Here is a 26570-nt window from a genome sequence, read left to right as displayed (position 1 = left end):
GGCTCTGACCTTCGACGAGGCGTTTCCGGAAGGGGCGTCGCCACGGGGTCACAGCAGGACGCCTGCCATCACGGCGGTGAGGACCACCACCGCGACCGCCGACCATCAAGCCGTACGCCGACGGCGTCCGCCCTCCCGTGCGGTGGCTGGGGGCTCGTCTTCTTGGCCGGGCGAGTGATTTCCGTTCAAGCCAGGCTAGTTGACAGCCATGTGGTAGCGTCCGTGTCGCCTGCGACGCATGAAGCGAAGCAGGGTCGCTCTGAGGTCACCTCGGGGTAGGCAACGTGGAGGCATGCTTCCTCACGCCGCAGGCCCTGTCGAGCATCATGTTGCCGCCGAAGATCACGTCAGGGCTTGCTCTGATCAAATCTGAGGGGATGCGCCTGACGGCAATTGCTGTCTGACTCCCGGGCATGGTCCACATCCGTGTGGCACCCCGGGAGTATGCGGACGCCTGTGGTTCTTCGTTCCGTGCCCTTTCGGCGTGCCTGAGTACGCCCAGGAGGGCGACCACATCATGACCGCGATCTTCGAAGAGACATCCGCGATTCACGACCATGTTCCGCCGCGGCCGGTGAACAGGCTTCCTGAGCTGGCGCCGATCGCTGCCCGTCGCAAGGCTGCCGAGAAGCTCGTGGACGCTTTTGGTATCCATTCAGACGCTGCCTTCTCCATCGCCAACGCCGTCGTGGACCCGGCCGAGCTTCGCCGCTCGATCGAGATCCCCACGGAACTGGCGATCACCGGTGGCATCCTTCTCGCAGTCCGGGCGCGCGTGTGGACACGGCGTACGCTGCCAGACATCCGAAACCCGCGTATCGGCGACGCCAGGCGCCACCCGGTGGCGGTGGAACCGGGCACGGACGAGGAGTCGCGGTTCGCCCCAGTCGATGACCCCACCAGCACCGGTACCACGCCGCACCTCGAAGTCACAGTCGAGTCGGCCGAGCACATGACGTGGGCTTCGGCGCTTGCGGCACGGGCGGTGCTGGACGCGAACGACTGGCGGTACTCGATCCGCAATCAGGGGGTGCTCACTGAGGTATGGCTGGTAGCCAACCGCTACATCCACACCGCCGAGGACATCCCCGACCTGTGGGCGGTGACCACTGCAGAGGGTTCGTCGCGTACCACCGCCGCACACGACATTCTGGGCGATGGCAACAGCGTCGACATGGTGGTGAAGGCAGAGGCTGATGCCTCCATGCGGTCCAGGATCAAGGAACTGAACACCGCTCTCGAGCAGGGGCCTACGGTCAAGCAGTCTGAGGCGCTGCGTTGCGAAACGATGCCGGCGTTGATTCTGGTCGGATACAAGCCCCTCCCGGGCGGGCCCGACCGGTTCTCGTCGGCAGTGAAGTCCCTGGTGGCCCTCCGTCACGTCGACGCCCCGAAGGAGTGGGGCGAGGGCCCTGAGTTGGAATCCCTCGCGGACGAGGCGCTGACCGTCATGGAGGACCGGCGCATCCTCACGCCCCTGCGTCGTCGATGGCTCGCTGGTGCGATCAGCCGTTCGGAAGCGGAGAAGGCCCATCTGCCCACTGACCCGGCAATCCGGGCAGCGGAGATCATCGCTCTGTTCACTCGTGATGACCAGGCTGTGCGTGACGCGATTCGCGATGCTGTAACCCGCCAGTCGACGCGCAAGCGGATCACGAAGAACTTCCGAGTCAAGCTGGCCGTGGCACTCATCGTGAGGTCGGTGGCGGGTGAGGGCACCAGCCCAGACCGTATCCGCCGCTACATGCAACACGGCTTCGTGTCGGTGCGCGACAACCACTTCAACCCTACGCACCGTTCCGCCGATGACGTACTGGCTGACGCCCTGGACGAGTTCGAGGACGATCCCGCAGGTACCCCCGGAGGGTCGCGTCTGGAACTCGCCGCACGAGCCGCCTACCCTCTTATCGCGACGCTGTCCTTGTGGGCCGACCGTGGTACCAACAACAATCCCAATGCGGACGATCGCCGGCGGCCCGGCGAGGTCATTGACACCATGCTCTCGTCGCGTCTTGGGATCCACCAGCTCCACCGAGCCATCGTTGACCACAGCGATGGGCGTCGTGGCCTCCGGGCTGTGAACGAGGATGGCACCATCCGTCTCACCGAGGACCGGGCACAGGACCAGACCCTCAACGACGTCTACCTGCGCTCGACGTTCCCCAAGGCCGGTTCGCCGACGCGCCCCTCTTCCACGAACACTCCGGATGACGCGCTGCGCGACGCTGCTGCAGTACTCGGATCTGCCGTGCGGAGCGTCGAGGAGGCCATGGCTGCCCTGCGGGCGGTGAAGGCTGCGGATGGGGCCGACCACGTCGAAACGGTCGGTGTTGACCTGAATCACGTTAGTGAGTGGAAGGGCATTCTGGACGATGCTACCGAGGATCTAGTTTTCTGGGGCCGAACCTGGAAGCGCCGAAACCGCAAGGGCGGTCGAGCCACGGCCCGGCGTGACGACAGTTGGACGGCGGAGTTCCTGGAAGACCCGGACGGTGCCGTCGAGGCGTGGGAGGAAGAGGATTCCGACGCCGTTGAGACCGCTTCATGAGGCCTCAGCGACTTGCCTCTCTCGCCGCGTACGCAGGAGACCAGCTGCACCGCGACGGGCCTTCCGGCCCCTACCCGTGTGCAGCCGACATCCCGGTCCGCCCTCGTAAGGCGGTCTACGTTGTGTGTGCCTGGTCAGGAAGGATCCTCTACGTCGGTTCAACCATCGTCGGCGTCCATCGGCGGATTGCCCAGCACCTCAGGGGCGTGAACAGAACCCTCGACTGGACGACCGTGTATGTCATTCCGCTGGATGACGCCACGCCGATCGAGACAGTCCGCCGGATCGAAGGCCGCGTCGGTATCGCCGCTGGCCCCATGCGGAACAAGGCGCTCCCGCGCATCTCCGGCCGTTGACGAACACCTGCTGGTCCTGGCGACGTGCCAGGACCAGCAGACGAGCCCTATCGGTCCGTCCTTGAAGCGCTTGCACCGCTCTGCCAGCGTCCATGGGGCAGTGCCAATTCAGCATGGTCGTTCGTGATCACGGTCTCGACGGCTGGGCCGACGCCGGACTAGGTGTCGGTGCCGCAAGCTTCCTTGAGGATGCCGATGCTCTCTTGGTCCTTTGGTCCTTTGGTCCCTTGGTTCGGAGCGTCGGAACTGAGCGGTGGCCAAGGTCGGCGCCATCACGGGCTGGGAGCCCGGCATGTTCGCCCGGATGCGCCGGCGCTACCTGCACCTGACCAGCCGCGTCCTCAAGGACACCGCCGACAAGTTCGGCGGCTTGCTCTGGGGGACGGAACCGCTCAGTCCACGTCGACCCCGGAGAGCTTCGCCGCTGGTGCGAGCAACACCACCGCTCCGGCCGAACAGATCGTGTACGTTGCCCGGCTCGGTGAGCGCCTCGTGGCTTTCGCCCACCGCTGGCTCGCGGAGGCAGTCACCACTCAGTGGGGTGCCGATCACCACGAACCCTCTTCCGAGGTGGAGGAGCGGGACAGGGAGAAGTGGAAGCACCACAGCCCAGAGAATGCGATGGCTGTACGTGATCAGATACCTGACCGTCGCGCCGGTCACCACGCTCAAGCGCTGTTCCTGGCTGGCGGGCACTGCGTGAACACCGGCTACCCCGAGCTGTGGTCCGTCCCGGCTTGGGAGTTCGAGGCCGACCTCTACACCGGCCTCCCGGTGCGTTGGCACACTGTGCGTCGCCGGGGCGGGTGGTCGAGGCCCATGGTTCCAGCAGCGAACCTGGCGGCAGCCGCGCACGGCTTCGTGGAGACATGTGCACAGGCTGTCGGCCGGGCTCAGAATCCTGGGGAATACGGCGATCTAGCTGGCTGAAGGGCCTGTGCCCCCCCCACGAACATGGGGTCCCACCACAGTCCATCAGATGCGCACTCCTGTCTGGCGACCGAGCCAGTGCGAAGTGGCCAGTCAGCTTGGCCGACTACCGGCCGAAGCCCTTCGAGAGTCCTCAGGGCTCTTGTGCGTCCTCGACGTCCTGCTCCCCGACGAGCAGGTACTTCCAGGTGATGTCGACATCGGGGGAGGAGTTTGCGGCGTTGGTCCACCTTCGTGCTGCCCGGCGGTTGCACCGTTTTTTCCGGGTGGCCACCGTGACGGACGGGTCACCTATCCGGACGCGAGGCCAACTGAGACTCCATACGTCGAAGGGCCCCACCGCAAGCGGTGGGGCCCTTCGACGTATTGCCCGGTGAGAGCAATGGCGGAGGATACGAGATTCGAACTCGTGAGGGGTTGCCCCCAACACGCTTTCCAAATGTTCGTACGGGGGTCCGGCGGGGGCCGTACCCGTCCTGACCTGCGGCGGAGCGATCGAGGCGGCCTCGTCCGGACGGGGGCGGACGAGGGTGAATGCAACCAGAACTGCAACCACGCGGCCACCGTTGGATCACAGCGAACCGTTCTCCAGCAGGTCGCGGATCGCGTCTTCCTTCCGACGGACCACGATGCGCCCATCTCCGTCGCTGTACACGACGACGGCTACTCCTGGCGACAGTCCGGCCTCCGCGAGTACCCCCAAGGGGATCTCGACGATGCCGGCTTCGGAGACGGTGGTCTCGGCAGGTTCCCTGATCATCCCGGCAGTGTGGCACCGGAACTTTCGCGATCTACGCCCGCCGCTTCGACTGCTGACTGCGGTGCTGGTCTGTGTCAGCTGGGTCAGTCATCCATCGACGGTGGCTCGGCTTCGACAACCCCCGCCGGGTCCGCCTCAGGCACGGCGCTGATGCGCTCGCCGTGGCGGTAGTACCGCCACGCGCTCCTGTACGTATTGGGACTGTCGTCGTACATGATCACGTAACCCATGAGGGCGGCGACCTGCCACTTGTCCGGTATCTCCGCCGAGATCAGCTGGAAGACCTCGTCGGCGGTCATCGCGGCCGATGGCACGTGAACGCTTCGAGCCTTGAACTCCGCCGACTTTCCATACCTGAAGATGTACGGGAGGCCGGCCTTGATCGCTTCTAGGAGTTCATGCAGCGTCGTCTCGCCAGCCTGCAGACCCTCGATCGGCCGGTCCAGGTCAATGGGAAACAGGACATCGAAGTGATTCCGCTTAAGGACCGTGCTGTCTCGCTGACGGCCCGGATCCTTGTTGCCGAAGCCGTTGTTGTTCCAGGGGATGTCGCCCTGTCCCTTGTGGTGTGTGATGAGCAGCTGCTCGGGGGCGAGGGCGGAGAAGTCCTCCGCCACGTACAGACACGAGAAGGCCATCTCATCCAGGGAGATGTTGCGACGCCCAGAGATCTTGCGCAGATGGTTGCCGAGGCGGGCCGGCAGCGACTTGTCGGCCTTGCCGACGTAGACGAACTTCCCGTTCAGGTAGAGCTGGTAGACCCCGGGCTTCTCTTTGAGTCGCGCGATGCTCTCTTCGGAGAGAGGCGCCCGGCCAAGCTTCTTCAGCGCGTACGCCAACTGGTCGCCGAGCGCCTTGGTGATGCTCAGGGTGAAGTCCTTGTGGTACTGCGTTCCGTCCTCGGAGCCCACCACCGGCACCATTCGTCCACTCCCTTGGTCGACATGATCCCGGAAACCCTATCGGTGGCCTGCACACGTGGCCGAACCTTCACCTCGAAATGGCTTGAAGATCTACAACTCCGCGGTATGCTTTTGGAATGGCTGAACTGCAAGAAGGATCAAAGAAGGACCGCACGGGCGTCGAGCTCTTCGCTGGCGCTGGCGGTCTGGCCATGGCTGTCCACCGCGCCGGATTCCGCCCCCTGCTCTTCAACGAGTTCGCCAAGCGGGCATGCGAGACCCTGGAGGCCAACGGGGCCCAGCGGCTGCCCGACGGCCAGAAGCCGACCCGAGCCCCCGGGCCTGGCGAGAAGGTGCCCCTCGTCGCGGGCGATGTCCAAGAGCTCGACATGGACTATCTGGCGGGCCAGGTGGACGTGCTCGCCGGAGGTCCTCCCTGCCAGCCGTTCAGCCTCGGCGGCGTCGCCAAGGGCGACGAGGACAAGCGGAACATGTTTCCCCAGATGTTCAAGGCCGTCCAACAGATCCAGCCGAAGGCCGTGATCTGCGAGAACGTGCGCGGCCTGCTCAGGCCCTCGTTCCGCCGCTACTTCGACTACATCCAGCGCGAGCTGGAGCTGCCCTTCGAGGAGCGAGGCGACCGTACCTGGGAGCAGCACTACGAGTACCTGCTGGAGCGGCGGGAGAAGGAGCCGGACGACCCCAAGAAGCGGTACGACATCGTCATGATGCCGGTGAACGCTGCCGACTACGGGGTGCCCCAGATCCGCAACCGCGTGATCATTGTTGCTTTCCGTCGCGACCTGAACGTCGACCTTGAGCTGTTCAAGGAGCTCGTGAAGCCGACGCACTCCGAGTCTGCTCTGCTTCGGTCCATGGAGGACGGGAGCTACTGGGAGCGGCACTCGAATGTGCCCACCCACGTGCGCGAGTGGGTCATGGCCCGGCTCCCGAAGACCATGCCGATGGACGACGGCCTGCTCCCCTGGTACACCCTGCGTGACGCGATCGCCGGCATCGGCGACAACAAGCCCCTGCCGGATGTGCCGGACGAGTGGCTGGACCGCACCGAGCACTTCCTCGGCGGGTTCACGGAACACATCGGCTGGCCCGGTGCCCGGATCTACGACGGGCACACCCCCAACGAACTCGACCGCCCGGCGAAGACGGTCAAGGCCGGCGTTCACGGTGTGCCCGGCGGCGAGTCGGTCATGCTCCTGGACGAGCTGGTGGCCGACAAGGCCGCTCAGGGCGGCGTCCGGTACAAGTACAGGTACATGACGGTCCGCGAAACCGCGCGCGTCATGACGTTCCCCGACACGTGGGAGCTCAAGGGCCCCCGGGGGGAGAAGATGCGCCAGCTCGGCAATGCCGTACCCGTTGCCCTTGGCGAGGTCTTCGCGAAGGCGGTCGCCACCGTCCTGGACGAGGCGGAGGAGCGACAGAAGTGACCGGGCCCACCAGCAGGGCGCAGAGCGGCTGGAAGCACGACTCGCCGCCGGACCGGGCGTGGAAAGGGCGGGCTGGTAGGACCCGGGCTGTCATCGCGGCCGAACAGGACCGGGCTGCGGGTGGTCGCCACAGGCGCTCTGTGGATCTTGGCGAGGGGCGGTTCGCCCGGGCGTCGGTGGAGTTGAAGGTGCTTCCCGACACGCGACGCATCCGCGCGTACCTGCGCTGGTCCGATGGCGGCAAGTCTCCGGCCCGCTACCTCGGACAGGTCGAGCACGAGACCCGGGCCGCGAACCTCGCCGAGGGCTGGAAGATGGCCTGGGAGAAGGGCCTTCTCACCGAGGAACCGCCGGCGGAAGGCTCCTGGGCTTCCTCGCCGTCCGTACGCGCGGTGATGCGGGCCAATCGGAGCAAGGACACCCGACCCGAGCTGAGGCTCCGTTCCCTGCTGCACAAACAGGGGCTTCGCTATCGGGTGGCGGCACGTCCGCTGCCCACCTTGCGCCGCACCGCCGATCTGATTTTTTCTGGGCCCAAGGTCGCGGTGTTCGTCGACGGCTGCTTTTGGCACGGCTGCCCGGACCACCTTCGGGAGTCACACAAGAACGCCGAGTTCTGGCGAAGCAAGATCGAGGGCAACCGAATCAGGGACGCGGAGACGGATCGCCTCCTGCGAGAGGCGGGCTGGACAGTCGTCCGTATCTGGGAGCACGAGGACGCTGACGCGGCAGCCGCGAGGGTGATAGGAGCCGTGCGAGGCTCGCCGGTAAGTCATCCCGAATCGGGGTGATACGCGCCTATTGTGCACAGCTTGCCCGGATCAGCGGCGCTCGGCGTAGGGCCCGAATCTGACAGGTTGTCGGTCCCTGGAGGTCGGGGCGTCTCCGCTCGTGGGTAGGATCCCGCCCATGGCTCCCAGCCCCGCATCCCCACAGTTCAATCCGTTGGGCCTTGACTTGCTCGGCCGTAATCTCCGGGAGGAGATGGACGGTCGTCCACGGGTGCCACTGGACCAGGTAGAGCCGTTCCCAGGTGCCGGGCTCTATGCGCTCTACTACAAGGGCGACCTTGCGATCTACAAGGGCCTGAAGGGTACCGATATCCCCATTTACGTGGGGAAGGCTTCGGCTGGTGATAGTAGCTACGGAGATCCGCCGAACCTGACTCAACGGAAACTGTTCGACCGGATAATCGATCACCGCAGAAGCATCAAAGAGCCTTCCAATCTCCAGGCTTCGGACTTCGATGTTAGGTGCCTGACCCTCGATGATATCTGGATCGTCTTGGGCGAACGGGCCCTTCTGCGCGCCTACAGTCCGGTCCTCTGGAATACCGTGATGACCGGATTCGGGGGGAACCCTCCAGGTCAGGGGCGGAGGAATGCTCGCTCGGTCTGGGACTCTATCCATCCGGGGCGGAAGCGGGCGGCCGGGCTTCTCTGTAACCGCAGTTACAGCGGTGTCGAAATGGAGGAGCTCATCCTGGATGGCATCGAAATCTCGCTGATGGATGCGGGTGACCAGCGTGATGCGAAGCTGAAAGAATTCCGGAATCGCCCTGCGGAGATCATCTGGAAGGAAGCTAAAGGTCCGGGAAAGGGGCCTAAGCCTGTTCTGGTGTTCCGTGAGGATGTGTTCCTGGAAGAAAATTTTCGATTCGGGGTCGACCTTGGTGATATCGAATGGAAGTCGAGTGGCATTCCAGAGCAGAAAACTGTAGAGGAAGCTGTTCTTGACACTCTCGAGGGATGAATTTTGAGGGTCCGATTCCGGCGGGGCTTTCCGCTCCTTGGCGCAGTGCTTCGTAGCGGTCGGTCGGGCCTGCTCCCCGATGAATCCCCATGGCCATGCCTCGCCGGACCGAGCCGTTAGCTTGCAAGGCTTCCTGCTCGTGCAGCTCGGCAAGCGGACTGGCTTCCTCACGACCTGCGGCGCAGTTCCATCAGCCTTGTTTCGGTGATGTCCGCATCGTGCGGGCAGGAGACCTGGCTCAATGGACACATGGAGTTGGGTCAGCACTGGGGCTTCCGAGCGAGGCCCAAGGAACTGGGCAGCACGGTTCGCAGGGTCGAGATCGTGCGTGTGGGTGGGCGTGGCAGGACTGGTTGGCTTCACATCCGGTTCCTCGAAGGCGATGACGCGGGGCTGCAGGAGTGGGTCAACCCAAGCTGTCTTGTGGCGCGCTGGGAGGACGTTGAAGCGTTTCGTGCGGACGATTCAAGTGAGCTCGCGCTGGCCGTGGCGTCGCGGGAGGTGCGTGGGAGCGCAGACATCGAGGCCGCGCGGATGGTCCTCGGATTCGTCCGTCCGAGGAGCAAGCTGCGACTGCGCCGAGGTGTCTCGGACGCCGGGATCCTGGAACTGAGCCGCCTCGAAGAGGGGGCCCGGCTGGTCGGGATGGATGCTGCGGAGCTGCGAAGCGACCCGATGGTCTACGAGAACCGCGACGGCCTCGGCCTGGCGGGGTGGCCGGTCACTGAGCGCATCGCGCGCGTCGTGGCCGTCCGCCTTGCCGAGGACATCCTTCCGGAGGTGGACCGCAGGCAACAGGCCATTGATCAGGAGCGCACGCAGTCCTCCTGGTACTCGTACAGCCGCCGGGACGACCGCAAGCTGGACGCGGAAGCGGCCGTTCTGCGGACCGTCCGGGAGTGGTGTGGTCAGGACAAGGCCGAGCGTTACGACGAGCTGGTCGCCCTGCGCGAGGAGGTTGTCCGGCTCGGGAAGCTCGTGGAGAAGTCGGTGAAGGCCCTACGTGACCGTGGGCACGGCGTCATCGCCTCCACCATTGAGCGCGACCTTGGGGTCCATATCTCCAGCCTTGGTCCAGACGTTCGTCGGTGAAGCCGCGCCACCGCTCCGGCTCCGGCTTGGGCGGTTCGGCCTCCGCCGTGGGTTCTTCCTGCTTCGGGGGCTTCTCCTTCTCTGGCCGCTGCGGGTGCCAGCCGTCGAGGAAGGGCCTTAGCTGGTCGTCCGTGGGTTCCGCGTGGAGGCTGTGGCCGGTCAGGCTCCTGCCGGCCACGGTCGGGTCGAGCCGGTCAGCCTCCGCTTTCCCCCACGCTGACCACTCGCGAAGCCGCTCGGCTTCGTGGGCGTTGTTCGAGGCGGAGGCGGCCTCGTCGAGCGCGGCGCAGAAGGCCCGCATCTCCCCTGCGGCCCGCCAATGCGCCAGGGCGGTGCCGAATCGGTCAACCCGTACGGCGTCCACTGCCTTGATCGTCGCGACGCCGACCGCCGCTTCCCATTCTCGCCGCGTACGCTCCTTCTTCTCCGCTTTCCGCCGACGGTGCGCCTCTTCTTCCTTTGCCTCTCGCAGGCGGCGTTCCTCCTCCTGCCGCTCCCGTTCCTCACGCTGACGCTGTTGTTCCGCCTCCCGCGCCAGCCGGGCCTGCTCCTCTTCCTCCGCGCGGGCCTTCAGCGCACGGAGGACGGCGTCGATCTGCTCCTCCAACGGCTTTTTGGCGGTGTCGGACCATTCCTTCGTCCAGCCGTAGCGGTAGCCGTAGCTGTACCCCGATTGCTGGGCCACCTGCAGCTCCAGCTCGCCGGACGGTTCGAGCCGGTGGGCCGGGGTGACCCGCTGCCAGTCGTACGTCCGTCGGCCCGGCTGCGTGGGCACGTACCGGACCTGTTTCTGCCGTTCCTTGAAGCTGATCTCGTACGTCCTGCCGTGGACCGTGAGAAGCGGTCGCACCTGCCTGCGCTTCTTCGACACCGCGATATCGCCGTGCCGCGCGAGGGCCTGCTCGGCGAGGAGCCGAAGGAAGGTAAGCACCCGTGGGAGGACCTCGTCCGAGATCTCGAAGGCGCTGTGGTCCGCGGTGACCGCAGCGATCACGTCCTCGACGTCGGTGATCACACGGCTGCGCGCCAGGCGGATCCGGTTCCACTCGGTGTCGTCCTCGCCCGTCACTCGGAGTAGTCCGAGGAAGAAGTCTCCCTTTGCCCGCCCGCTGTACTTCAGGTGGAAGCCGTCCGGGGCACACTGCCGCGCGGCGTCGAACGCCCGGCGATAGCGGGCCCGCTCCTCGGCGTCCGGATCCGGGATCCGGAGGAACCGGCCGGCCTTCTGCACCTCCGCGATCAAAGCCGCGCCGATTTCCGCCGGTGACTGCCGGGGCGGCTTCGCAGGGCGCGCTGGCGCCGGCTTTGCCGCAGGCGGGGGTGTCACCCGCTCTCGGGGAGGTGCCGCAGCCTCCGGCTTCGGCTCGGCAGCCACCGGTCGTTGCTTGCGAGGAGCTGGCTCGGGCCGGTCCGGGTGGTGGCCGTGTTCCAGGTAGAAGCGACCGTCATCGGTGATCTCCGCCTGCCACCTCCCGCCGTGCTTGGGCATGGTGATGAGCCCCCGACTCTTGAGAGCACGGGCGGTGACGGCGAGTTCCGGGCTCCCGGAGGTAACGGGATCCGTTCCCGCTTTGATCCGGGTGAGCATGGCTAACTGTCGATCGTTGAGCGGCGACCATCGGTACATGGGGACCGTCGTACCGGCCCCACCGAGCGCTCACAAGCGGAACGCTGACATTCCCGACCGTCAACTGCCTGAGCGTTAGGTGCCGAGCAGCATCTCCACCGCTGTCGCAGGAATCGCGCAGCGGAACCCGGTGTCGTCGTCGAGCATCTCCGTGGAGGCGTCGTTGAAGACGGCTGGGGTGGCGCGGGCGAAGGGGCTGGTCCAGGCGCCGGCCTTGAGCTCGTAGCGGCCAGGCTCGGAGCGGGTCGAGCACCACTCCCACGTGTTGCCGCAGAGGTCGTAGACGCCGTACGGGGAGACTCCGCTGTGGTAGCGGCTCACCGGGGTCGTGGAGCCGATTCCGCTCTCGCGGGAGTTGCACTTGGCCGGGGTGGCGTTGCTGCCCCACGGGTATGCATCGCCGCGCGTGCCACGGGCCGCCTTCTCCCACTGCTGGGCGGTCGGCAGTTCCTTCCCCGCCCACGCCGCGTACGCCGAGGCGTCGTGCCAGGTCACGAAGACCACCGGGTGATCGAGGATGGCCTCCGGGCACTTGCCGCGGTGCCAGTGCTGGGGCGGTTCGTGGCCGGTGGCGGCCACGAACCGCGCGTAGTCGTTGTTGGTGACCGGGAAGACGTCGATGTAGAAGGACGGGAGCCAGACAGGCTCGTTCTTCTCGCCGCACAGGAACGTGCCGGCCTCGACCAAGGCCATCTTCTTGCCGTCGCGAGGATGGCGGACCTGGTGCTGCTGAGGCTGGGGCCCTGGGCTTGGGGTTTCCTGCGTGGGGAGCACCGTGCCCAGCGAGCGGGCGAGGCTCGCGAACCGCTCGTGGACGTCGGGGGCGGAGCCGGCGAGAAGTGTGTCCAGAGCCGCTTGGTTCACCTGCCTGAGCCGGATCGTGTCCTTGCGCGATTCCCACTTGGACACCATGCGATCGCTGACACCGAGGCGTGCCGCGAACTCCTCCGTACTCATCCGCGATGCCTCGCGTAAGGCCCGGACCTCCAGTCCGGACCATCGCTCAACTGTCGCCACCCCAGGACTCCTTGTTGCTGGACGGTCCTGTCCAGCCTAGCCAGTGGGAGCCCGGCTTCGGAGCGTTACAACAAGTCGCCCTCGATCTCCATGTACTCCTTGCGGAGCGTGTCGATGATCGCGTGCGATTCGGGCAGCTCGATTCCGTCGATCGCGCTGACGGCGCGGACGCCGATCGCCGCGTTGGTCGCGAATGCGGCCCGCATGTTCGTCAGGTCGTCCAGGCGGACCGAGCGGGTTTCGTGGTCATGGGCGGCCTTCAGCAGGTCCATGGTCACGCCGACGAGGCAGTCGGCGTTCGGCCAGATCACGCGGCTTCCGTCGAAGAAGCCGATGTTCCAGGTGCCTCCCTCCGAGATCACGTGCTCCTGATCGACGAAGAGGGCGTCGTCGAATCCGTTCAGCTGTGCCTGACGGCGGTGGTGCAGGGTCGCGAAGAGGCCGACGCTCTTGACGCTCGGTACGTCGCGTACGTAGGTCGTGGACTGCACCTTGAGCGGCGGCAGAGGGAGGGCGCCCGCCGGCCGGGAGGTCACCAGGATGTGCGGGTCGTCGGCCTTGTCCGGGTGGCCGAGGTCGAGGCTGGGGTCGAAGACGGTGACGCGGACCGTGGTGGATCCGGTGGAGGGAGCGGCACGCCTGGCCAGCTCGCGTACGCGCTGCGGGTCGATGTCAGTGCCGAAGAGCGTTCGGCAGTCGCGCTGAAGTCGCTCCATGTGCAGGGACAGGCCACGTACGCGCCCGTCGTCCACTCGCATGGAGGTGAAGTGGCCGTAGTTGGTCAGGGCCAGGTTCTGAAGCTGGGCCGGCTCGACCGGTTCTCCGTTGAGTTCTGCCATGCGGCCAGCGTGCCACCTGGTTCACGCCTCTCGGCTATGAACGGCCTGGTAGGGCGCCTAAGTTCGGTGAAAGTTCGGTCCTGGGGCGGTGGGAGGACGTTCCGACGGGGCGGCCCAGACAGCAGCCTTGTGGTGTGAACACGAGCCCCCGCCGCCTCCTCGCTGGCGCCGGGGAGGACAGCTCCGTCTCCGGCTAGTACGCCACCTTCGCGATCTTCAGAAGAAGGCGATCACGGCCAAGGCCACCAACGTCCGATCTGCTTCGGAACAGCTCCGAACAGTCACAGCACGAGTGGGAGCAACGCGGATGAGAACCGACTCTCGAACGCCTCGGGCGACATCGACGCCGATCCCTATGCAGCCGACCCTCCGCTCTATCGAGGAGCCCAGGGGACGAGCTGCTGCTCCCGGTCCCCGACCCGCCACGCGCCGGCACAACCTCGTCGTGGTCGGCTTCGACGAGATCGTCGCCAACAAGTACTTGCCCTGCATCAAGGAAGCCATCGAGGCGGGCCACCTCGACTCGTACTCCGTCATCGACCTGGAGTCGGAGCGGCCGACGATCGAGGAGCGCATCCAGGGCGTCGACTTGAAGCCCCGGGAGGTCGTCTACCTCCCGGAGTCGGGCCGTGGCGTGACCGCGCAGCAGAAGCAGCCCGAGCTGATCAGAGCCGCATTACGGCGCCTCCGCCTGCCCGAGCTGCCGACGAAGGTGTACATCGCGACCGAGGTACAGGCGCACGAGGCGTACCTGCGCTTCTGCGTCGAGAACGGGATCGACTCCCTGGTGGAGAAGCCGGTCCTGGCGCCCATGGCGGATGGCCGGTTCGCGCCGTCCCGCATCACCGAGGTCATGCGGGAGCTGATCGCTCAGGCCGGTCGTACGGGTGCCAAGCATTCCGTGATGACGCTGAGCCGGTACCACCGCATCTACAACGGGGAGGTGCTGCGCTCGCTCGAAGAGCGGGTGCGGGACTGGCAGGCCCCCGTCACCTCGTTCCACCTGCGCGCCGCCGGCGGTGTGTGGAACCTCCAGCACGAGTACGAGACGCGGGACGATCACCCCTACCGGTACGGCTACGGGATGATGATGCACGGCGCCTACCACTACGTGGACCTCGCCGTGCAGTGCCTGTCCCTCAACAAGCTCGTGTTCCCCGACCGCCGCTTCCGGCTCGAAGTCAGCTCCTTCGGAGCCTTCCCCGCCGATCAGCACCTCCGGATCCCGAAGCCGGCCGCCAGCCGGTTCGAGGACGGACACCCCCGCTGGCCGCACTCCGCGATCCTGGAGAACGCCTTCGGCGAGACGGACATCACGGCCACGTTCCGCCTGGTAGACGTCGAGTCGGAGCGGACCCTGACCATCGGGACGCTGTCCTTCGAGCAGACGACGCCGTCCGTCCGCAGCTGGCGTGACCTCCCGGACGACGTCTACAACAAGAACGGCCGCACCTCCAGTGTCGACCTCGAAGCGCAGCTGTCGACCCTCTACTCCGCGCACGTCCACTGCTACGACGTGCCCCGCGGACAGAACGCGGACAGGATCGACGCCTTCGCCCGGCTGACCACCAGGGCGAACGCCTCCCTGTTGCCGGACGAGCAGTACACGTCGGTTAGGACGTTCGACGGGCTGTTCCACAGCGACAGCAACCGGCAGCTCATGGAGAACTGGCTTCGGGGAACCGAGAACCGGAGCTCGCTCGCCGCGCACCTGCTGCCGATGCAGGTCACCGAAGCCCTGGCGACCTCTCTGCTCACGCCCGGTCGGCCCGTCGAGATCGCCGACTTCTAGATGCCTCCCCTCGCTCATCCCTCCAGCCCCAGGCGGTGCCCCTTGCCCGTACAGCACTCGAAGGCGTCCCTCCACGCCTTCTACGCGGACGCGTTACGGAACGGTCGAAGCACCGGAGAGCAGCTGCATGCGCCCGTCTCGGCGCGGTTCCGCGCCCTGCTGACGTCCCTCCCCGCCGACATCCCGCGTCGCGCTCTCGACCTCGGATACGGCGCCGGGGCCTACACCATCGCCCTGGCGAAGGCCGGCTTCACCGTCGTCGCGGTGGACCAGGCCCCGGCCGAACCGCTGCTCCGGCGACTCTCGCCGCACGAGAACCTGGCGGAGCGCGTCACGGTGGTGGAGTCCCTCATCGAGCAGTACGTGGTCGAGGAGAACTTCGGCCTGCTCGTCGCCAAGGACGTGCTCCACTACCTGTCCCAATGCGACGTCGAAGCCGTGCTCACCCAGGCCGTACAGAGCTCCCGATCGGTCAACGTGCACTACCTGGAGGTCTTCACCGGGATCTCCCGGACGGACGCCCAGGGCAGTCAGATCCACATCGAGGGCGAGGCCCGGTACACGCCGGAGAACCTCAGCCGCGCGGTGGAGCGGATCTACGAGGGCTGGGACGTGACCGTGAGCTGGGACGACCACGCCGAGCAGGACACGCGCTCGCGGCGCACCTATTTCGAAGCGACTCGTGCGACCGTCACCGCGGTGCGGAGGTGCCGCGTTTCGGCCGGCACCGCGACCATGAAGGGACGGGAAGCCTCGTGACGACCATGGGCCATGGAGGCATCAGCTTCGTCATCCCTTGCCACAACGCCGGCGACTACCTCGTCGAGGCGGTGGAGTCGGTCGTCGAGCAGCCGCTTCGGCGTCCGTACGAGGTGGTGATCGTGGACGACGGGTCGGACGACGACACGACCCGGAAGGCCATCGACACCTGCGCCAAGCTGCCCGGCGTACGCGTCGTCCGCCTCGAGCAGCGCCAAGGGCACCACGCGGCCAGGAACGCCGGCCTGGCGGCCGCGCGGCTGGAGTACGTGATGCAGGTGGATGCCGATGACCGGCTGGCCACCGAGCCGTTCCTCCTGGCGGCCGGGTCCTACCCGGACAGGGCGGTAGCGATCCTCGAGTCCGACCCCGACACGGCGTTCGTGCACACGATGTCGTGGATGTTCGGTGCCTTCGAGGGCTTCACGATCTCCTCGTACCCCTGTCGCGAGGACCTCGTGGTGCGCAAGCATCACGTTCCGACGTCGATCGTCTGCCGCAGGGCTGACGCCCTGGAATGCGGCCTGTACGACCCGAGGGTGCTCAAGTGGGGAGACTGGGCCTTCGCCGTCAACCTGCTGGCCAGTCGGTACAGGCGAGGGGCGGCCAACACCATCCACTGCGTCGCCGGCCCGTTCTACGAGTACCGGGTGCACTCGCGAGTCGACCGAGTGTCCGATGCGGAAGTCTCGGAACTCGACATGACTCGCCTCGTCGTGGAGAAGAACCTCGACTTCTTCCGAGACCGGCTGGAGCGAAACGACAGCGCCGCCGAGATCGCCTTCGACGTGCTGGAACAGAAGCCGACACGCCTCGACGACCTTCTGTACATGGCGCAGTTCGATCTCCACCAGGCCCAGATCGTCGCGCAGCAGCGCGAGTTCTCTCTGTCGAGCCCGTACGAGGCGCTGGGGATTCCGTAGGGCCAGCGCCGGAGACCGAAGAGCCCGAAGGGGGCCCAGACCAGACGGTCTGGGCCCCCTTCGGGCGTGTTCCGGTGCCTACTGCGGCGGCAGCTTGTCCAGCTGTGCCTGGATGCGGGCGATGTCCTCGTCCGCCTTGGCGAGACGGCCCTTGATCTTGTCCACGACGTTGTCGGGGGCCTTCGCCAGGAACGCCTCGTTGCCGAGCTTGCCCTCGGCCTGAGCCTTCTCCTTCTCGGCGGCGGCCAGGTCCTTGGCGAGGCGCTTGCGCTCGGCGGCCACGTCGATCGTGCCCGACAGGTCGAGTGCGACGGTGGCGCCGGCGACCGGCAGGGAGGCGGTGGCGGAGAAGCCCTCGCCCTCCGGCTGGAGGCGCAGCACCTGACGGATGGCCGCCTCGTGCGGGGCGAGCGCGGTGTCGGCCAGCTCCAAGCGGGCCGGGACCTTCTGGCCGGGCTGGAGGCCCTGGTCGGAGCGGAAGCGGCGGACCTCGGTGACGACCCGCTGGACCAGCTCGATCTCCTTCTCTGCGGCCTCGTCGCGGAAGCCGGAGTCCTTCGGCCACTCGGCGATGACGACCGACTCGCGGCCCGTCAGCGTGGTCCACAGGGTGTCCGTGACGAACGGGACGATCGGGTGGAGCAACCGCAGGGTGACGTCGAGGACCTCGCCCAGGACGCGGGCCGAGACCTTGGCCTGCTCGCCGCCCTCGAAGAACGTCGTCTTCGACAGCTCGACGTACCAGTCGAAGACCTCGTCCCACGCGAAGTGGTAGAGCGCGTCGGCGAGCTTCGCGAACTGGTAGTCGTCGTAGTAGGCGTCCGCCTCGGCGACGACCTTGTTCAGGCGGGACAGGATCCAGCGGTCCGTCGCCGACATCGCGGAGGCGTCCGGCAGCGGGCCCTCGACCGTCGCGCCGTTCATCATCGCGAAGCGGGTGGCGTTCCAGATCTTGTTGGCGAAGTTCCGGGACGCCTGGACCCAGTCCTCGCCGATCGGGACGTCGACGCCCGGGTTGGCGCCCTTGGCCAGGGTGAACCGCAGGGCGTCGGAGCCGTACTTGTCCATCCAGTCCAGCGGGTTGACCGTGTTCCCGAACGACTTCGACATCTTCTTGCCGAACTCGTCGCGGACCATGCCGTGGAACGCGATCGTGTGGAACGGCGGCTGGCCGTCCATCGCGTACAGGCCGAACATCATCATCCGGGCGACCCAGAAGAACATCAGGTCGTAGCCGGTGACCAGGACGGAGTTCGGGTAGAACTTCTCCAGGTCCGGCGTCTGCTCCGGCCAGCCGAGCGTGGAGAACGGCCACAGGCCGGACGAGAACCACGTGTCGAGGACGTCGGTGTCCTGCGTCCACCCCTCACCCGTGGGCGCCTCGTCGTCGGGGCCGACGCAGACCAGCTCGCCGTTCGGACCGTGCCAGACCGGGATGCGGTGGCCCCACCACAGCTGGCGCGAGATGCACCAGTCGTTGAGGTTGTCGACCCAGTCGAAGTAGCGCTGCGACATGTCGGCCGGGTGGATGTTGACCCGACCGTCGCGGACCGCGTCACCGGCGGCCTTGGCCAGCGTCTCGACCTTGACCCACCACTGCAGGGACAGACGCGGTTCCAGCGTCGTCTTGCAGCGCGAGCAGTGGCCCACGGAGTGGACGTACGGGCGCTTCTCGGCGACGATCCGGCCCTCGGCGCGCAGGGCGGCGACGATGGCGGAGCGGGCCTCGAAGCGGTCCAGGCCCTGGAAGGGGCCGTGGGTGGTGATGATGCCGCGCTCGTCGAGGACCTCGATGGATTCGAGGTTGTGGCGCTGGCCGATGGCGAAGTCGTTCGGGTCGTGCGCCGGGGTCACCTTGACGGCGCCGGTGCCGAACTCGGGGTCGACGTGCGTGTCGGCGACGACCGGGATCGTGCGGTCGGTCAGCGGCAGCTTGATCTGCTTGCCGATGAGGTGGGCGTAGCGCTCGTCGTCGGGGTGGACGGCGACGGCGGTGTCGCCGAGCATCGTCTCGGCGCGGGTCGTGGCGACGACGATGGTGTCGTCACCCTCGCCGTACTTCATGGAGACGAGCTCGCCGTCGTCGTCCTGGTAGTCGACCTCGATGTCGGAGATGGCCGTCAGACAGCGCGGGCACCAGTTGATGATGCGCTCGGCGCGGTAGATCAGGCCGTCGTCGAACATCTTCTTGAAGACGGTCTGGACGGCCCGGGACAGGCCCTCGTCCATGGTGAAGCGGTCCCGGCTCCAGGCCAGGCCCTCGCCGAGGCGGCGCATCTGGCCGGCGATCTGGCCGCCGGACTCGGCCTTCCACTCCCAGACGCGCTCGACGAAGGCTTCGCGGCCCAGGTCGTGGCGGGACTTGCCCTCCTTGGCGAGCTCGCGCTCGACGACGTTCTGGGTGGCGATGCCGGCGTGGTCCATGCCCGGCTGCCACAGCGTCTCGAAGCCCTGCATGCGCTTGCGGCGGGTGAGGGCGTCGATCAGCGTGTGCTCGAAGGCGTGGCCCAGGTGGAGCGAGCCGGTGACGTTGGGCGGCGGGATGACGATGGTGTACGCCGGCTTCTCGCTCTTCGCGTCCGCCTCGAAGTAGCCGCGCTCTACCCAGCGCTCGTACAGCGGCCCCTCTACCTCGGCCGGCGTGTACTGGGTCGGCAGTTCGGTGGTGGGCGCTGTCTGCTGCTGAGTGTTGTCGGTCACGACGGCCATTCTAAGGGCGTGCCCCGGCTACTCTCGCCTGGCTTTTGCTGGCGTCACCGGGGCCCGATTACTCCCTTTACCGCCTCCGGCAGGTGATTCACTGTCGAACGGGGAACGCATTGTCGAGCGGTGGCACCAGGAGCTTGCCCGACTCCATGGCCTGCTGGACATCGTGGATGGTCACATAGCGTCCCTGCTGGATGACGGGAGTGATCATCTCGACGCTGCCCACCTCGGAGAGGAAGAAGATCGTCCACGGGTACGTGGTCCGATCCTCGCTTTCCCTCGTGCGCGTGATCTCCACGGTCTCGGGAGTCGTGGCCCGGGTTCCGGGAAGCTCTTGCTTGACGGTCTCGACGGCCGTGACCTCGAATACGCGACCGCCGCCGCCAGGGGTGTACATGACCAGAAATCGTGGCCGGGCCAGGCTCAGGTGGTTGCTGGTCGCGGGGCACATGTAGATGCCGTGGTCCCGCAGCTCGGCGAAGGCCAGCTCGTTGCCCGGAACGACGACCGCGTGGTCGTGCAGTGCGCGGAACCAGTCCATGGCCACCGACTTCTCCCAGATGGGCTTGCCCTGGTGCTGGTGGGTCGGTTCGGCCAGGAGGCCACGGCTGGCCATCTTCGCGACGCTCTTCGGCTCCCGCTTGGCGAGACCACCGAAATCGGCCCGGTTCAAGATCTCTGGCAGCTCGGGGCGTACTGGCATGTGGCTGTTCCTGTTCAGGTGTGATGTCGTGCGAGCTTTGTGGGGGCGATTCGGCCCGTACGTTAGTCGGTTGCCGTGTGAGTGTGCTCGGTCCCAGGAACCGCTCTAATCGCATGTTCGATCTGTCGGATGCACCACTGGGCTGTCGCTGGCGCGGAAGGATTCTGTGCGCCGGCTACCGACTCTCGCGGTCTGACTTTGCGGCCGTCCGGTGGACGACGGGTCGCGGCCGGTGGCGGGGAGCACTCCCGACCACCGGCCGTCGGGGTTTTGTGGCAAGGACCGTGCCTCTGCGCTCAGTCCTTGTACCGGCGGAGGCTGCCGGCGCCCGCAGCGACGACGGTTTCCAGTCGGCCGTACTCGAGCATGTCCTCGTGCGTCATGAAGGGGATGAGGGCTTCACGGTGCGGGATGACGTACTTGAACAGAAGCTCGGCCATTTCGTGCGCGGCTGTTTGGGCCTCGGCTCCAGCCTCGGGGTTGTGGACATGGACGCCGGCGGCCTGGAGCTCTTCGAGGGTGGCGTCATCGGCGAGGGCCTGTGCCTCGTCGGTGAAAGGGCGTCCGTCGAGGTGGCGGAAGGTGCGGGTGCCCGGGGGTCGGTTGAAGTTCGTGTCGAACAGCAGGGCCATGACGTGGGGGCGGATTTCGGGCTGGGGCATACGGATTCTCCTTGGAGGGGTGGGCTGGGGGCGTGTTCTATGTTGCGGAGAATTCCCGGTTTACCTAACCGGGAATTGTCTGCTATGTTCCGCGGCTCGGTTTTGCGGTCAGCGTCGCCGCGGCGAACTATTCGCGAGCCTGGTGCCGGTTTGCGCTGCCTGTTTCGGTGAGGTGACCGCGTACATGCCCCGGGTGCGCAGGCCCTGGGAGCTGTCGGGGGCAGCTGGGAGGTCGGCCATCCGCCGCAGTCGCCACACGAGCACATCGCTCACGCGTTCCGCCGTGCCCAGCTCCCGTCGTGCGGCTGCCTGGGCGAGCAGGGTGGCGGGACTGTGACCGGCTGCCTGGACCTCGGCGAGGGTGGCTGCGAGGGCCGGCCAGCCGGGTTCGGCGAGGATCCGGTCGGCCAGCTCGGGCAGGGCATGGCGTACGGCGGCGGAGTGGTGGCGTTGCCAGGCTGGAGCCAGGCGCCGGCCCCGGTGGTTGAGCATGGCCATGGGGTACTCGGCGGCGGCCTGGTAGGCGGCGCGCAGGTGTTCGGCGGCTCGGTGGGCGGCCTCGTCCTGCTGGGCGTGCTGCTTCTTGGCGTGCCAGTGTGCGGCGGCGGTGATCAGGAAGATCAGCATGTCGATGGCCATCGCGGCGGTGGCGCCGTCCTCGCCTCGGCCGAGGGCCGGGCCGCTGTGGACGAGGTTGCGGGCGGCTTGGCGCAGGGCGTGGTCGTGGCCGCGTGCGGCGCGGACGTGGGAGCGGGAGGCTCGTTCGAACGCGGTGGCGGCGGCCTGGAGTTCGTGGCGGGTGTGGGCGGCGGAGGTCTGGGCGAGGGCGTCCAGGACTTCTCCGGCGGCGGCGATCTGCGCGGCGATGACGCCGTCGTCGCCGTGGTCGATGATGAGCAGGGCCTGCCAGGCGGCGGCGCTGGCGCGTCGGCGTGCGGAGGCGGGCCCGGTCACCGACGGCTGGGCTGGTTCCTGGGCGGGGTCGTCCGAGGTCTTGGTCCAGCGGTCGCGGATGCGGGGCAGGGAGAGGTCCGGGGCGAGCTTGGAGCCGGAGTAGAAGACGGGCTCGCCCTTGGCGTTGCGGTCACCGGGGAGGGCGACGGTGTAGCCGAGGGTGTCGCCCGATGGCGCGACGCGTCGCCGGATGAGCAGGTCGGCCGCAGCGAGGCGGTCGAAGAACTCCTCCTCGCTCGCCGCACCGGCCGCCGAGAGGCGGACCGCCTCGCGCAGTTCCTCGCGCGGGGTGCGCTGCTTGCCACGGCGGTCGGCCTTGTGGCGTTCGGCGCTGGTGGGCCGCTTCGCGGCGGTGCCATCGCCCGGACTGACCCGGCGCAGGCCGTAGTCCGCTTCGATGAGGCGGGCCTCGGCCTGGGCACGGCGAGCCTCGTTGTGCAGACGGGGCCGTCGGCCGTCCTCGCGGACCAGCGTGGCGATGATGTGGATGTGGTCGTCGGCGTGGCGGACGGCCGCCCACCGGCAGGCGGCATCGTCGCCGTCGGGGGCGATACCGGTGGCGGCGACCATGCGGCGGGCGATGGCGGCCCAGTCGTCGTCGGACAGGACTGGGTCGTCCGGGCTGGCGCGTACGGACAGGTGCCACACGTGCTTCTTGGGCCGTCGGCCGGCGGGCAGGGCGTTGACAGGCTGGTCGAGCAGCCGCTGCAGCTGCCCGTAGGTGGCCTGCGGGTCGCGGCCCGGGTCGGGGGTGAGCGGGTCGAAGGCGGCCACTAGATGGGGGTCGGTGTGCTCCTCATGGGAGCCGGGGCCGTACAGGTAGCGGATCAGCCCGATCGTCTCGCTGCCGCGCTTGTGAATACGGGGGATCACGAGGCGGTACCACCGTCCCGGTGGGCGAGTAGGGCGTCGGTGGCGTCTTCCATGCGGCGAGCCGCGTTCAGGACGGCCTGGGCGGTGGCGTTGAGGTGGGGTGCGTCGGCGCCGGAGTTGAGGGCCTTGGCGACCTGGTTGAACAGGCCGTGGATGCGACCCAGGTGCCGGCGCGCGGCGAACAGCTCGCCGATGACTTCCCGTTCGGTGGCGATCTCGGCGGCGGTGCGGGTCAGGTCGAGGGCAGCCTTGTCGACGGCGTAGGCGAGGAAGGCGGCGTTGGTCATCTGGCACTGGGCGGCTGCGTCGGTGAAGCGCTTGTACTCGGCATCGTTCATGCGGCAGCTGGGCTGGTGCAGGCGCTTGCGGAGCTTCGGTTGGCGGGCACGCTGACGCCGCCGCGAAGGGGACTCGGCCTGCCGTCCCCCTCCAGGCTGCGGTCCGCCCTCGGCCGCAGCCTGCCGGTCCGGCGCCCCCCGGCGCCGGGACGCTCCCGCCACCCCTGGGGCGGGAACTCCGGGAGCATTGCTCCCGGGACAACTTGCTCCGCCTGATGCTGGGGTCATGGGCGGCTGCTGCTGGGATGTGGCGGGTGGGTGCTGCGGGTCGTGCATGGGTCTCCGTCTCGGGTTGTGGGGTGAGTGGCTGGGCGGAGTGGCCGTCAGCCGCGGCGGGAGGCATTCAGTTCGGCCTTGACCTCGCGGGCGATGACGCCGGCAGCGTCGCTGGCGACCGTGTATCCGTCTCCGCGCACGGTGTCCTCCAGGAGGTCGCGGGACAGGCTGCCGTGCTCGTCAAGGAGCCGGTGGGCGTAGGCGCGCAGGATGTCGTCGGTGGCGCGCGGTTTGCCGCCGGCCCGCTTCGGCTTCGGCGTGCGGCGCTTAGCGGGTGGGGGTTGCGAGCCGCTGCCCGTGGGCGGCGGAGTCGCCGCTTGTGGCCGGGCTGACCGATTCGGGCGGGCTGTCGATTCCGGGCCGGAGCGGGCAGTGGGATCCGGGCGGGCGGATCGCGGGCGGGCGCCCGGGTGAGGTTCCTCGTCGCCCGGATCTGATGGATGCGGGCGGGCTCGGCCCTCTGCCCGCCCGTCGCCGTCCGCCCGCCCGTTGGCGTCCGCCCGGGAGTGGTCGGGCTGTGCTGCGTGCTGCCCGGCGGGCAGGGTCCAGCGCCCGGGCAGTTCGATGGTGGCCAGGGCGGCTGCTTGGCGTCGGGTGGCGAGCTGGCGCATCAGCTGCTCGTTGCGGAGCGAGTCGGCGTCGATGCCGGAGCGGGCGAGGGCCTTGGACAGGCGGCGCACGGCGCGTCGGCCCGCCCATCCCGTCCGCTGCTCGGGCGTCATCTCGGCGAGGCGGGCGGCCAGGGCGACGGCCCGGTGCATGGCCCGGTCTCGGATGATCTCGGCGGCGCCCTGGTCCTGCTGGACGATCCCCAGGCGGGCGAGCAGCCGCTCGCGGGCCTGCCGTGTGAGGACGGCGGCGAGCCCGCGGGATGCGGCGTCGGGGGTCCGCTGGCGCAACTCAATACCCATGGCCAGGTGCCACAGCACGGCGGCCATCACCGGTCCGGTGAAGGCACGCACGGTGCCGCCGACCGGGCCGGCCTCGGCGTAGGCGGGGATGGTCTGCATGGCCGTGATCACCCAGACCAGGACCCCGGGCAGGCCGGCTGCCTGCCTCGGCCCGTGCAGGTTCTGGCGGGCCATCAGGGCCATCGAGAACAGGGCGAGCTCGGCGGCAGCGAACATCGCGGTGCGCTCGGTCGTGTTGCGCATGTCGAGGTAGTGGGCGGCGAACCGCCAGCTCGTATCCGCGCTGTAGGCGGTGCACACGATCGCCGCCACGGTCGCTGTGACGACGGCGGCCGAGAGACGCCGCTGCCGATCGAGGGTGCCGTGTTGGCTGCTTCGCGCCTTCAGGCCCCCGAGCAGTGCGCCGGCGGCGACGGCCAGGACGGCCACGGGCAGGAGCGGACTATCGGTGAACGGGAGCGAAGCGGTGGCGAGCACGTCGGTTATGGCAGGGGGCATGTACGGGGCTACTCCGGGGAGATTGAGGAGGCGATCACGGCGTTCACGGATGGGGGCGTACACGTGGGCCCCCTTCTAAAGGGGGCCCCGCGCGTGATCGCTTGGGTGTGTGTACGGCGTGGACGGTCGCGTGATCGCTCTACCTGCGGTTTTGCGGTGAGCGTGTGCGCTGTGAGCGGTTCACGGCGGTCTGCGGGCGCGAGGGCCGCGTGTACGGTCGCGTGAACGCTTTCAGGTGTCGGTGCGGGGCTCAGCCGACGGCGGTGAGGTGGCGGGCGGAGGCGTAGTAGCGGGCCTGCTGGCCCCCTCCGGCCCCTCCGGCCATGCCGTCGGCCTTGGTGGCCAGGCCGCTGTCGACGAGGCTGCCGAGGTGGCGTCGTGCCTTCTCGATGTCGGCACGTTCGGGGGCGCCGCCGCCGATGAGGATGGTCGCCAGTTCGCGTGCGCTCAGCCCGTTGGGGGCGTTGCGCAGCAGGGCGGCGGGGTCCTTGGTGGGGTCGACGGTGGTGGTGCCGCGCACGTGGTCGTGGGTGACGTCCAGGGGGCCGACCTCACCGGTGGAGGTCTTGAGGTGGTGCAGGGTGACCGCGGGGTCGCCTGCCCGGCCGGTGACGAACAGGACGCTGCCCGCGCCGGAGGTGAACCAGGTGGAGCCGTAGACCTGGTCGAGGCTGGGGCGCTGGCCGCGCGGTGCGTCGGCGGTGGCCTTGCGCTGGTGGTGCAGCTCCATGATCTCCACACCGTTGCGAATGGCGCGCATGCGGGCGTTGTGGAAGGCGACCGCGAGGCTGTCGTCGACCATCGTGCTGACCGCATCCTTGAGGCTGTCGATCACGATGGTGTCGGCCTGGTGGGCGGCGGCGAGGTCAGCGAGGAGGTCGGGCTCCTTGTCGAGTGTGGCGGGCAGCGGGCCCTCCCAGACCATGAGCCGCTCGCGCAGGATCTTCTCGTCGGTGGGGAAGACGCGGCGGGCCATGGCCTTGGCGATCTGCTGGGGGCGGTCCATCGCGAGGTAGAGCACGCGCCTGCTGGGGGCGACGGGCATCTCCAGGACGGTCTCCTGCAACCCGAGGCGGGCGAAGATCACCTGGTGGGCCAGGGTGGTCTTGCCGACGCCCGGAGCGCCGACGATCATCAGGCTCTCCCCGGAGGCCCAGAGGGTCTTCTCGCGCGTGCCCCACAGGGGCTCGGTGTCCGCACCGCTCTCCTTGACGAACGACCACCCATCGGTGGCGAAGCGGAACAGCCGCCCTTGTCCCGAGGCGAGCGCGCGCTCGCGTTCGGCACGTACCTCCGCTTCGAGGTCGCTGCGGATCGCCTCGGGATCCGCGCCGGGCTCCTGGGCCCGCTGGAGGGTGCGTACGGCGGAGGTCACCAGGCGGCGCAGGTCGGCTTTCGCGCGGACGATCTCCGCGTGGTACTCCGCGCTGCCGGTGCCGTAGGGCACGTTGGCGAGCTGGGACACGTACGAGGGGCCACCCACGCGTTGCAGGTCGCCTTGCTGTCGGAGCAGTTCGGTGATGACGATCGGGTCGGTCGGTTTGTCCTCGCGGTGCTGGGTGAGGAGCGCGCGCCAGATCGTCTCGTGCGCGGGCCGGTAGAAGGCGTCGTCCCCGAGGATGGGCCGGACCGCGTCGATGATGTCGGCTTTGTGCATGCAGGCGCCGAGGACCGCGCACTCGGCGTCCATGTTGTATGGAGGCTCCATCGGCATGGGGCCCTCGTCAAAGCGGGATGGCGTCTGGGGCGGCAGGGTCGTACCCTGAGGCATAGAGCTCCTCACCCGGCAGGCCATTACGGGGCGGCAACCCCGGCCTCCGGTTTCGATCGTTCAGGGATGGATGGTTGTGCGGTGGAGCCTCTACTTCGGCCCCGGTGTTCGTAGCACCGGGGCCGCTTGC

The 26570-nt window shown here is 67.9% G+C and carries 21 protein-coding genes; 9 read left to right on the top strand and 12 right to left on the bottom strand.

From position 1 onward, the window contains the following. The first annotated feature begins 484 nt into the window (after nt 1–484). Nucleotides 485–2548 carry a hypothetical protein gene (locus PSQ21_RS15525; protein ID WP_274031095.1) on the top strand — a complete coding sequence of 688 codons (2064 nt, stop codon included), beginning with the start codon at nt 485–487 and terminating at the stop codon, nt 2546–2548. A gap of 206 nt (nt 2549–2754) precedes the next feature. Beyond that, nucleotides 2755–2904, top strand: a complete 150-nt coding sequence (locus tag PSQ21_RS15520) for a hypothetical protein (protein WP_274031094.1) — start codon at nt 2755–2757, stop codon at nt 2902–2904. A 1501-nt stretch (nt 2905–4405) separates the two neighbouring features. Here the strand turns inward: PSQ21_RS15520 and PSQ21_RS15515 are convergent. Together PSQ21_RS15515 and PSQ21_RS15510 are read right to left on the bottom strand one after the other, a co-directional pair. Then, the gene (locus PSQ21_RS15515; protein WP_274031093.1) at nt 4406–4594 is read right to left on the bottom strand and encodes an AbrB/MazE/SpoVT family DNA-binding domain-containing protein; all 189 of its coding nucleotides are present in this window, start codon (nt 4592–4594) and stop codon (nt 4406–4408) included. Between the two features lie 83 nt (nt 4595–4677). Then, nucleotides 4678–5517, bottom strand: a complete 840-nt coding sequence (locus PSQ21_RS15510; RefSeq protein WP_051874432.1) for a GIY-YIG nuclease family protein — start codon at nt 5515–5517, stop codon at nt 4678–4680. Between the two features lie 116 nt (nt 5518–5633). On the opposite strand from PSQ21_RS15510, the gene PSQ21_RS15505 reads away from it, so the two are divergent. The 4 genes from PSQ21_RS15505 to PSQ21_RS15490 all read left to right on the top strand — a co-directional run bounded on the left by PSQ21_RS15505 (nt 5634) and on the right by PSQ21_RS15490 (nt 9791). Then, nucleotides 5634–6947, top strand: coding sequence for a DNA cytosine methyltransferase (locus PSQ21_RS15505; protein ID WP_274031092.1), 1314 nt, complete (start codon nt 5634–5636; stop codon nt 6945–6947). Then, the gene (locus PSQ21_RS15500) at nt 6944–7738 is read left to right on the top strand and encodes a very short patch repair endonuclease (protein WP_274031090.1); all 795 of its coding nucleotides are present in this window, start codon (nt 6944–6946) and stop codon (nt 7736–7738) included. Before PSQ21_RS15505 ends, PSQ21_RS15500 begins: the two co-directional genes overlap by 4 nt. 118 nt (nt 7739–7856) lie before the next feature. Further along, nucleotides 7857–8699 (top strand): Eco29kI family restriction endonuclease, encoded by an 843-nt coding sequence (locus tag PSQ21_RS15495; RefSeq protein WP_274031089.1) that lies wholly within the window; start codon nt 7857–7859, stop codon nt 8697–8699. A 249-nt stretch (nt 8700–8948) separates the two neighbouring features. Continuing rightward, complete coding sequence (locus PSQ21_RS15490) at nt 8949–9791, top strand: PE-PGRS family protein (protein WP_274031088.1); 843 nt, start codon at nt 8949–8951, stop codon at nt 9789–9791. Here PSQ21_RS15490 and PSQ21_RS15485 read toward each other — a convergent pair. The 3 genes from PSQ21_RS15485 to PSQ21_RS15475 form a co-directional block, all read right to left on the bottom strand. Continuing rightward, complete coding sequence (locus PSQ21_RS15485; RefSeq protein ID WP_274031087.1) at nt 9721–11022, bottom strand: hypothetical protein; 1302 nt, start codon at nt 11020–11022, stop codon at nt 9721–9723. The genes PSQ21_RS15490 and PSQ21_RS15485 overlap by 71 nt on opposite strands. Before the next feature lie 471 nt (nt 11023–11493). Continuing rightward, on the bottom strand, nt 11494–12435 hold the full coding sequence (locus tag PSQ21_RS15480; protein ID WP_274031086.1) for an SUMF1/EgtB/PvdO family nonheme iron enzyme: 942 nt from the start codon (nt 12433–12435) through the stop codon (nt 11494–11496). 65 nt (nt 12436–12500) lie between these two features. Further along, nucleotides 12501–13274, bottom strand: coding sequence for an aminotransferase class IV family protein (locus tag PSQ21_RS15475; protein ID WP_274031085.1), 774 nt, complete (start codon nt 13272–13274; stop codon nt 12501–12503). A gap of 445 nt (nt 13275–13719) precedes the next feature. Between PSQ21_RS15475 and PSQ21_RS15470 the strand changes: the two genes are divergently transcribed. The 3 genes from PSQ21_RS15470 to PSQ21_RS15460 are packed head-to-tail and all read left to right on the top strand — an operon-like array spanning nt 13720 to nt 16748. Continuing rightward, nucleotides 13720–15066 carry a hypothetical protein gene (locus PSQ21_RS15470; RefSeq protein WP_274031084.1) on the top strand — a complete coding sequence of 449 codons (1347 nt, stop codon included), beginning with the start codon at nt 13720–13722 and terminating at the stop codon, nt 15064–15066. Nucleotides 15067–15108: 42 nt separating this feature from the next. Then, entirely contained in the window at nt 15109–15825 is a 717-nt protein-coding gene (locus PSQ21_RS15465) for a class I SAM-dependent methyltransferase (protein ID WP_274031083.1), read from the top strand. A 5-nt stretch (nt 15826–15830) separates the two neighbouring features. Continuing rightward, nucleotides 15831–16748 (top strand): glycosyltransferase family 2 protein, encoded by a 918-nt coding sequence (locus PSQ21_RS15460; RefSeq protein WP_274035789.1) that lies wholly within the window; start codon nt 15831–15833, stop codon nt 16746–16748. Nucleotides 16749–16826: 78 nt separating this feature from the next. On the opposite strand, the gene PSQ21_RS15455 is transcribed toward PSQ21_RS15460, so the two are convergent. The 7 genes from PSQ21_RS15455 to PSQ21_RS15425 all read right to left on the bottom strand — a co-directional run bounded on the left by PSQ21_RS15455 (nt 16827) and on the right by PSQ21_RS15425 (nt 26440). Continuing rightward, complete coding sequence (locus tag PSQ21_RS15455) at nt 16827–19448, bottom strand: valine--tRNA ligase (protein WP_274031082.1); 2622 nt, start codon at nt 19446–19448, stop codon at nt 16827–16829. A gap of 97 nt (nt 19449–19545) precedes the next feature. Then, on the bottom strand, nt 19546–20157 hold the full coding sequence (locus PSQ21_RS15450; protein ID WP_274031081.1) for a hypothetical protein: 612 nt from the start codon (nt 20155–20157) through the stop codon (nt 19546–19548). A gap of 296 nt (nt 20158–20453) precedes the next feature. After that, a complete protein-coding gene (locus PSQ21_RS15445) occupies nt 20454–20819 on the bottom strand; it encodes a hypothetical protein (RefSeq protein ID WP_274031080.1) in 366 nt (121 codons plus the stop codon). 108 nt (nt 20820–20927) lie between these two features. Further along, nucleotides 20928–22646, bottom strand: a complete 1719-nt coding sequence (locus PSQ21_RS15440; protein WP_274031079.1) for a relaxase/mobilization nuclease domain-containing protein — start codon at nt 22644–22646, stop codon at nt 20928–20930. Beyond that, nucleotides 22643–22984, bottom strand: a complete 342-nt coding sequence (locus PSQ21_RS15435) for a plasmid mobilization relaxosome protein MobC (RefSeq protein WP_274031078.1) — start codon at nt 22982–22984, stop codon at nt 22643–22645. The genes PSQ21_RS15440 and PSQ21_RS15435 overlap by 4 nt, the downstream gene beginning before the upstream one ends. 323 nt (nt 22985–23307) lie before the next feature. After that, a complete protein-coding gene (locus tag PSQ21_RS15430) occupies nt 23308–24669 on the bottom strand; it encodes a hypothetical protein (RefSeq protein ID WP_274031077.1) in 1362 nt (453 codons plus the stop codon). A 250-nt stretch (nt 24670–24919) separates the two neighbouring features. Then, nucleotides 24920–26440 (bottom strand): DnaB-like helicase N-terminal domain-containing protein, encoded by a 1521-nt coding sequence (locus PSQ21_RS15425; protein WP_274031076.1) that lies wholly within the window; start codon nt 26438–26440, stop codon nt 24920–24922. Between the last annotated feature and the right edge of the window lie 130 nt (nt 26441–26570).

The organism is Streptomyces sp. MMBL 11-1, from assembly GCF_028622875.1.
Lineage (GTDB): Bacteria > Actinomycetota > Actinomycetes > Streptomycetales > Streptomycetaceae > Streptomyces.
Note: the sequence above shows the minus strand (reverse complement) of the source record. Positions and strands in the feature narration are given on the sequence as shown.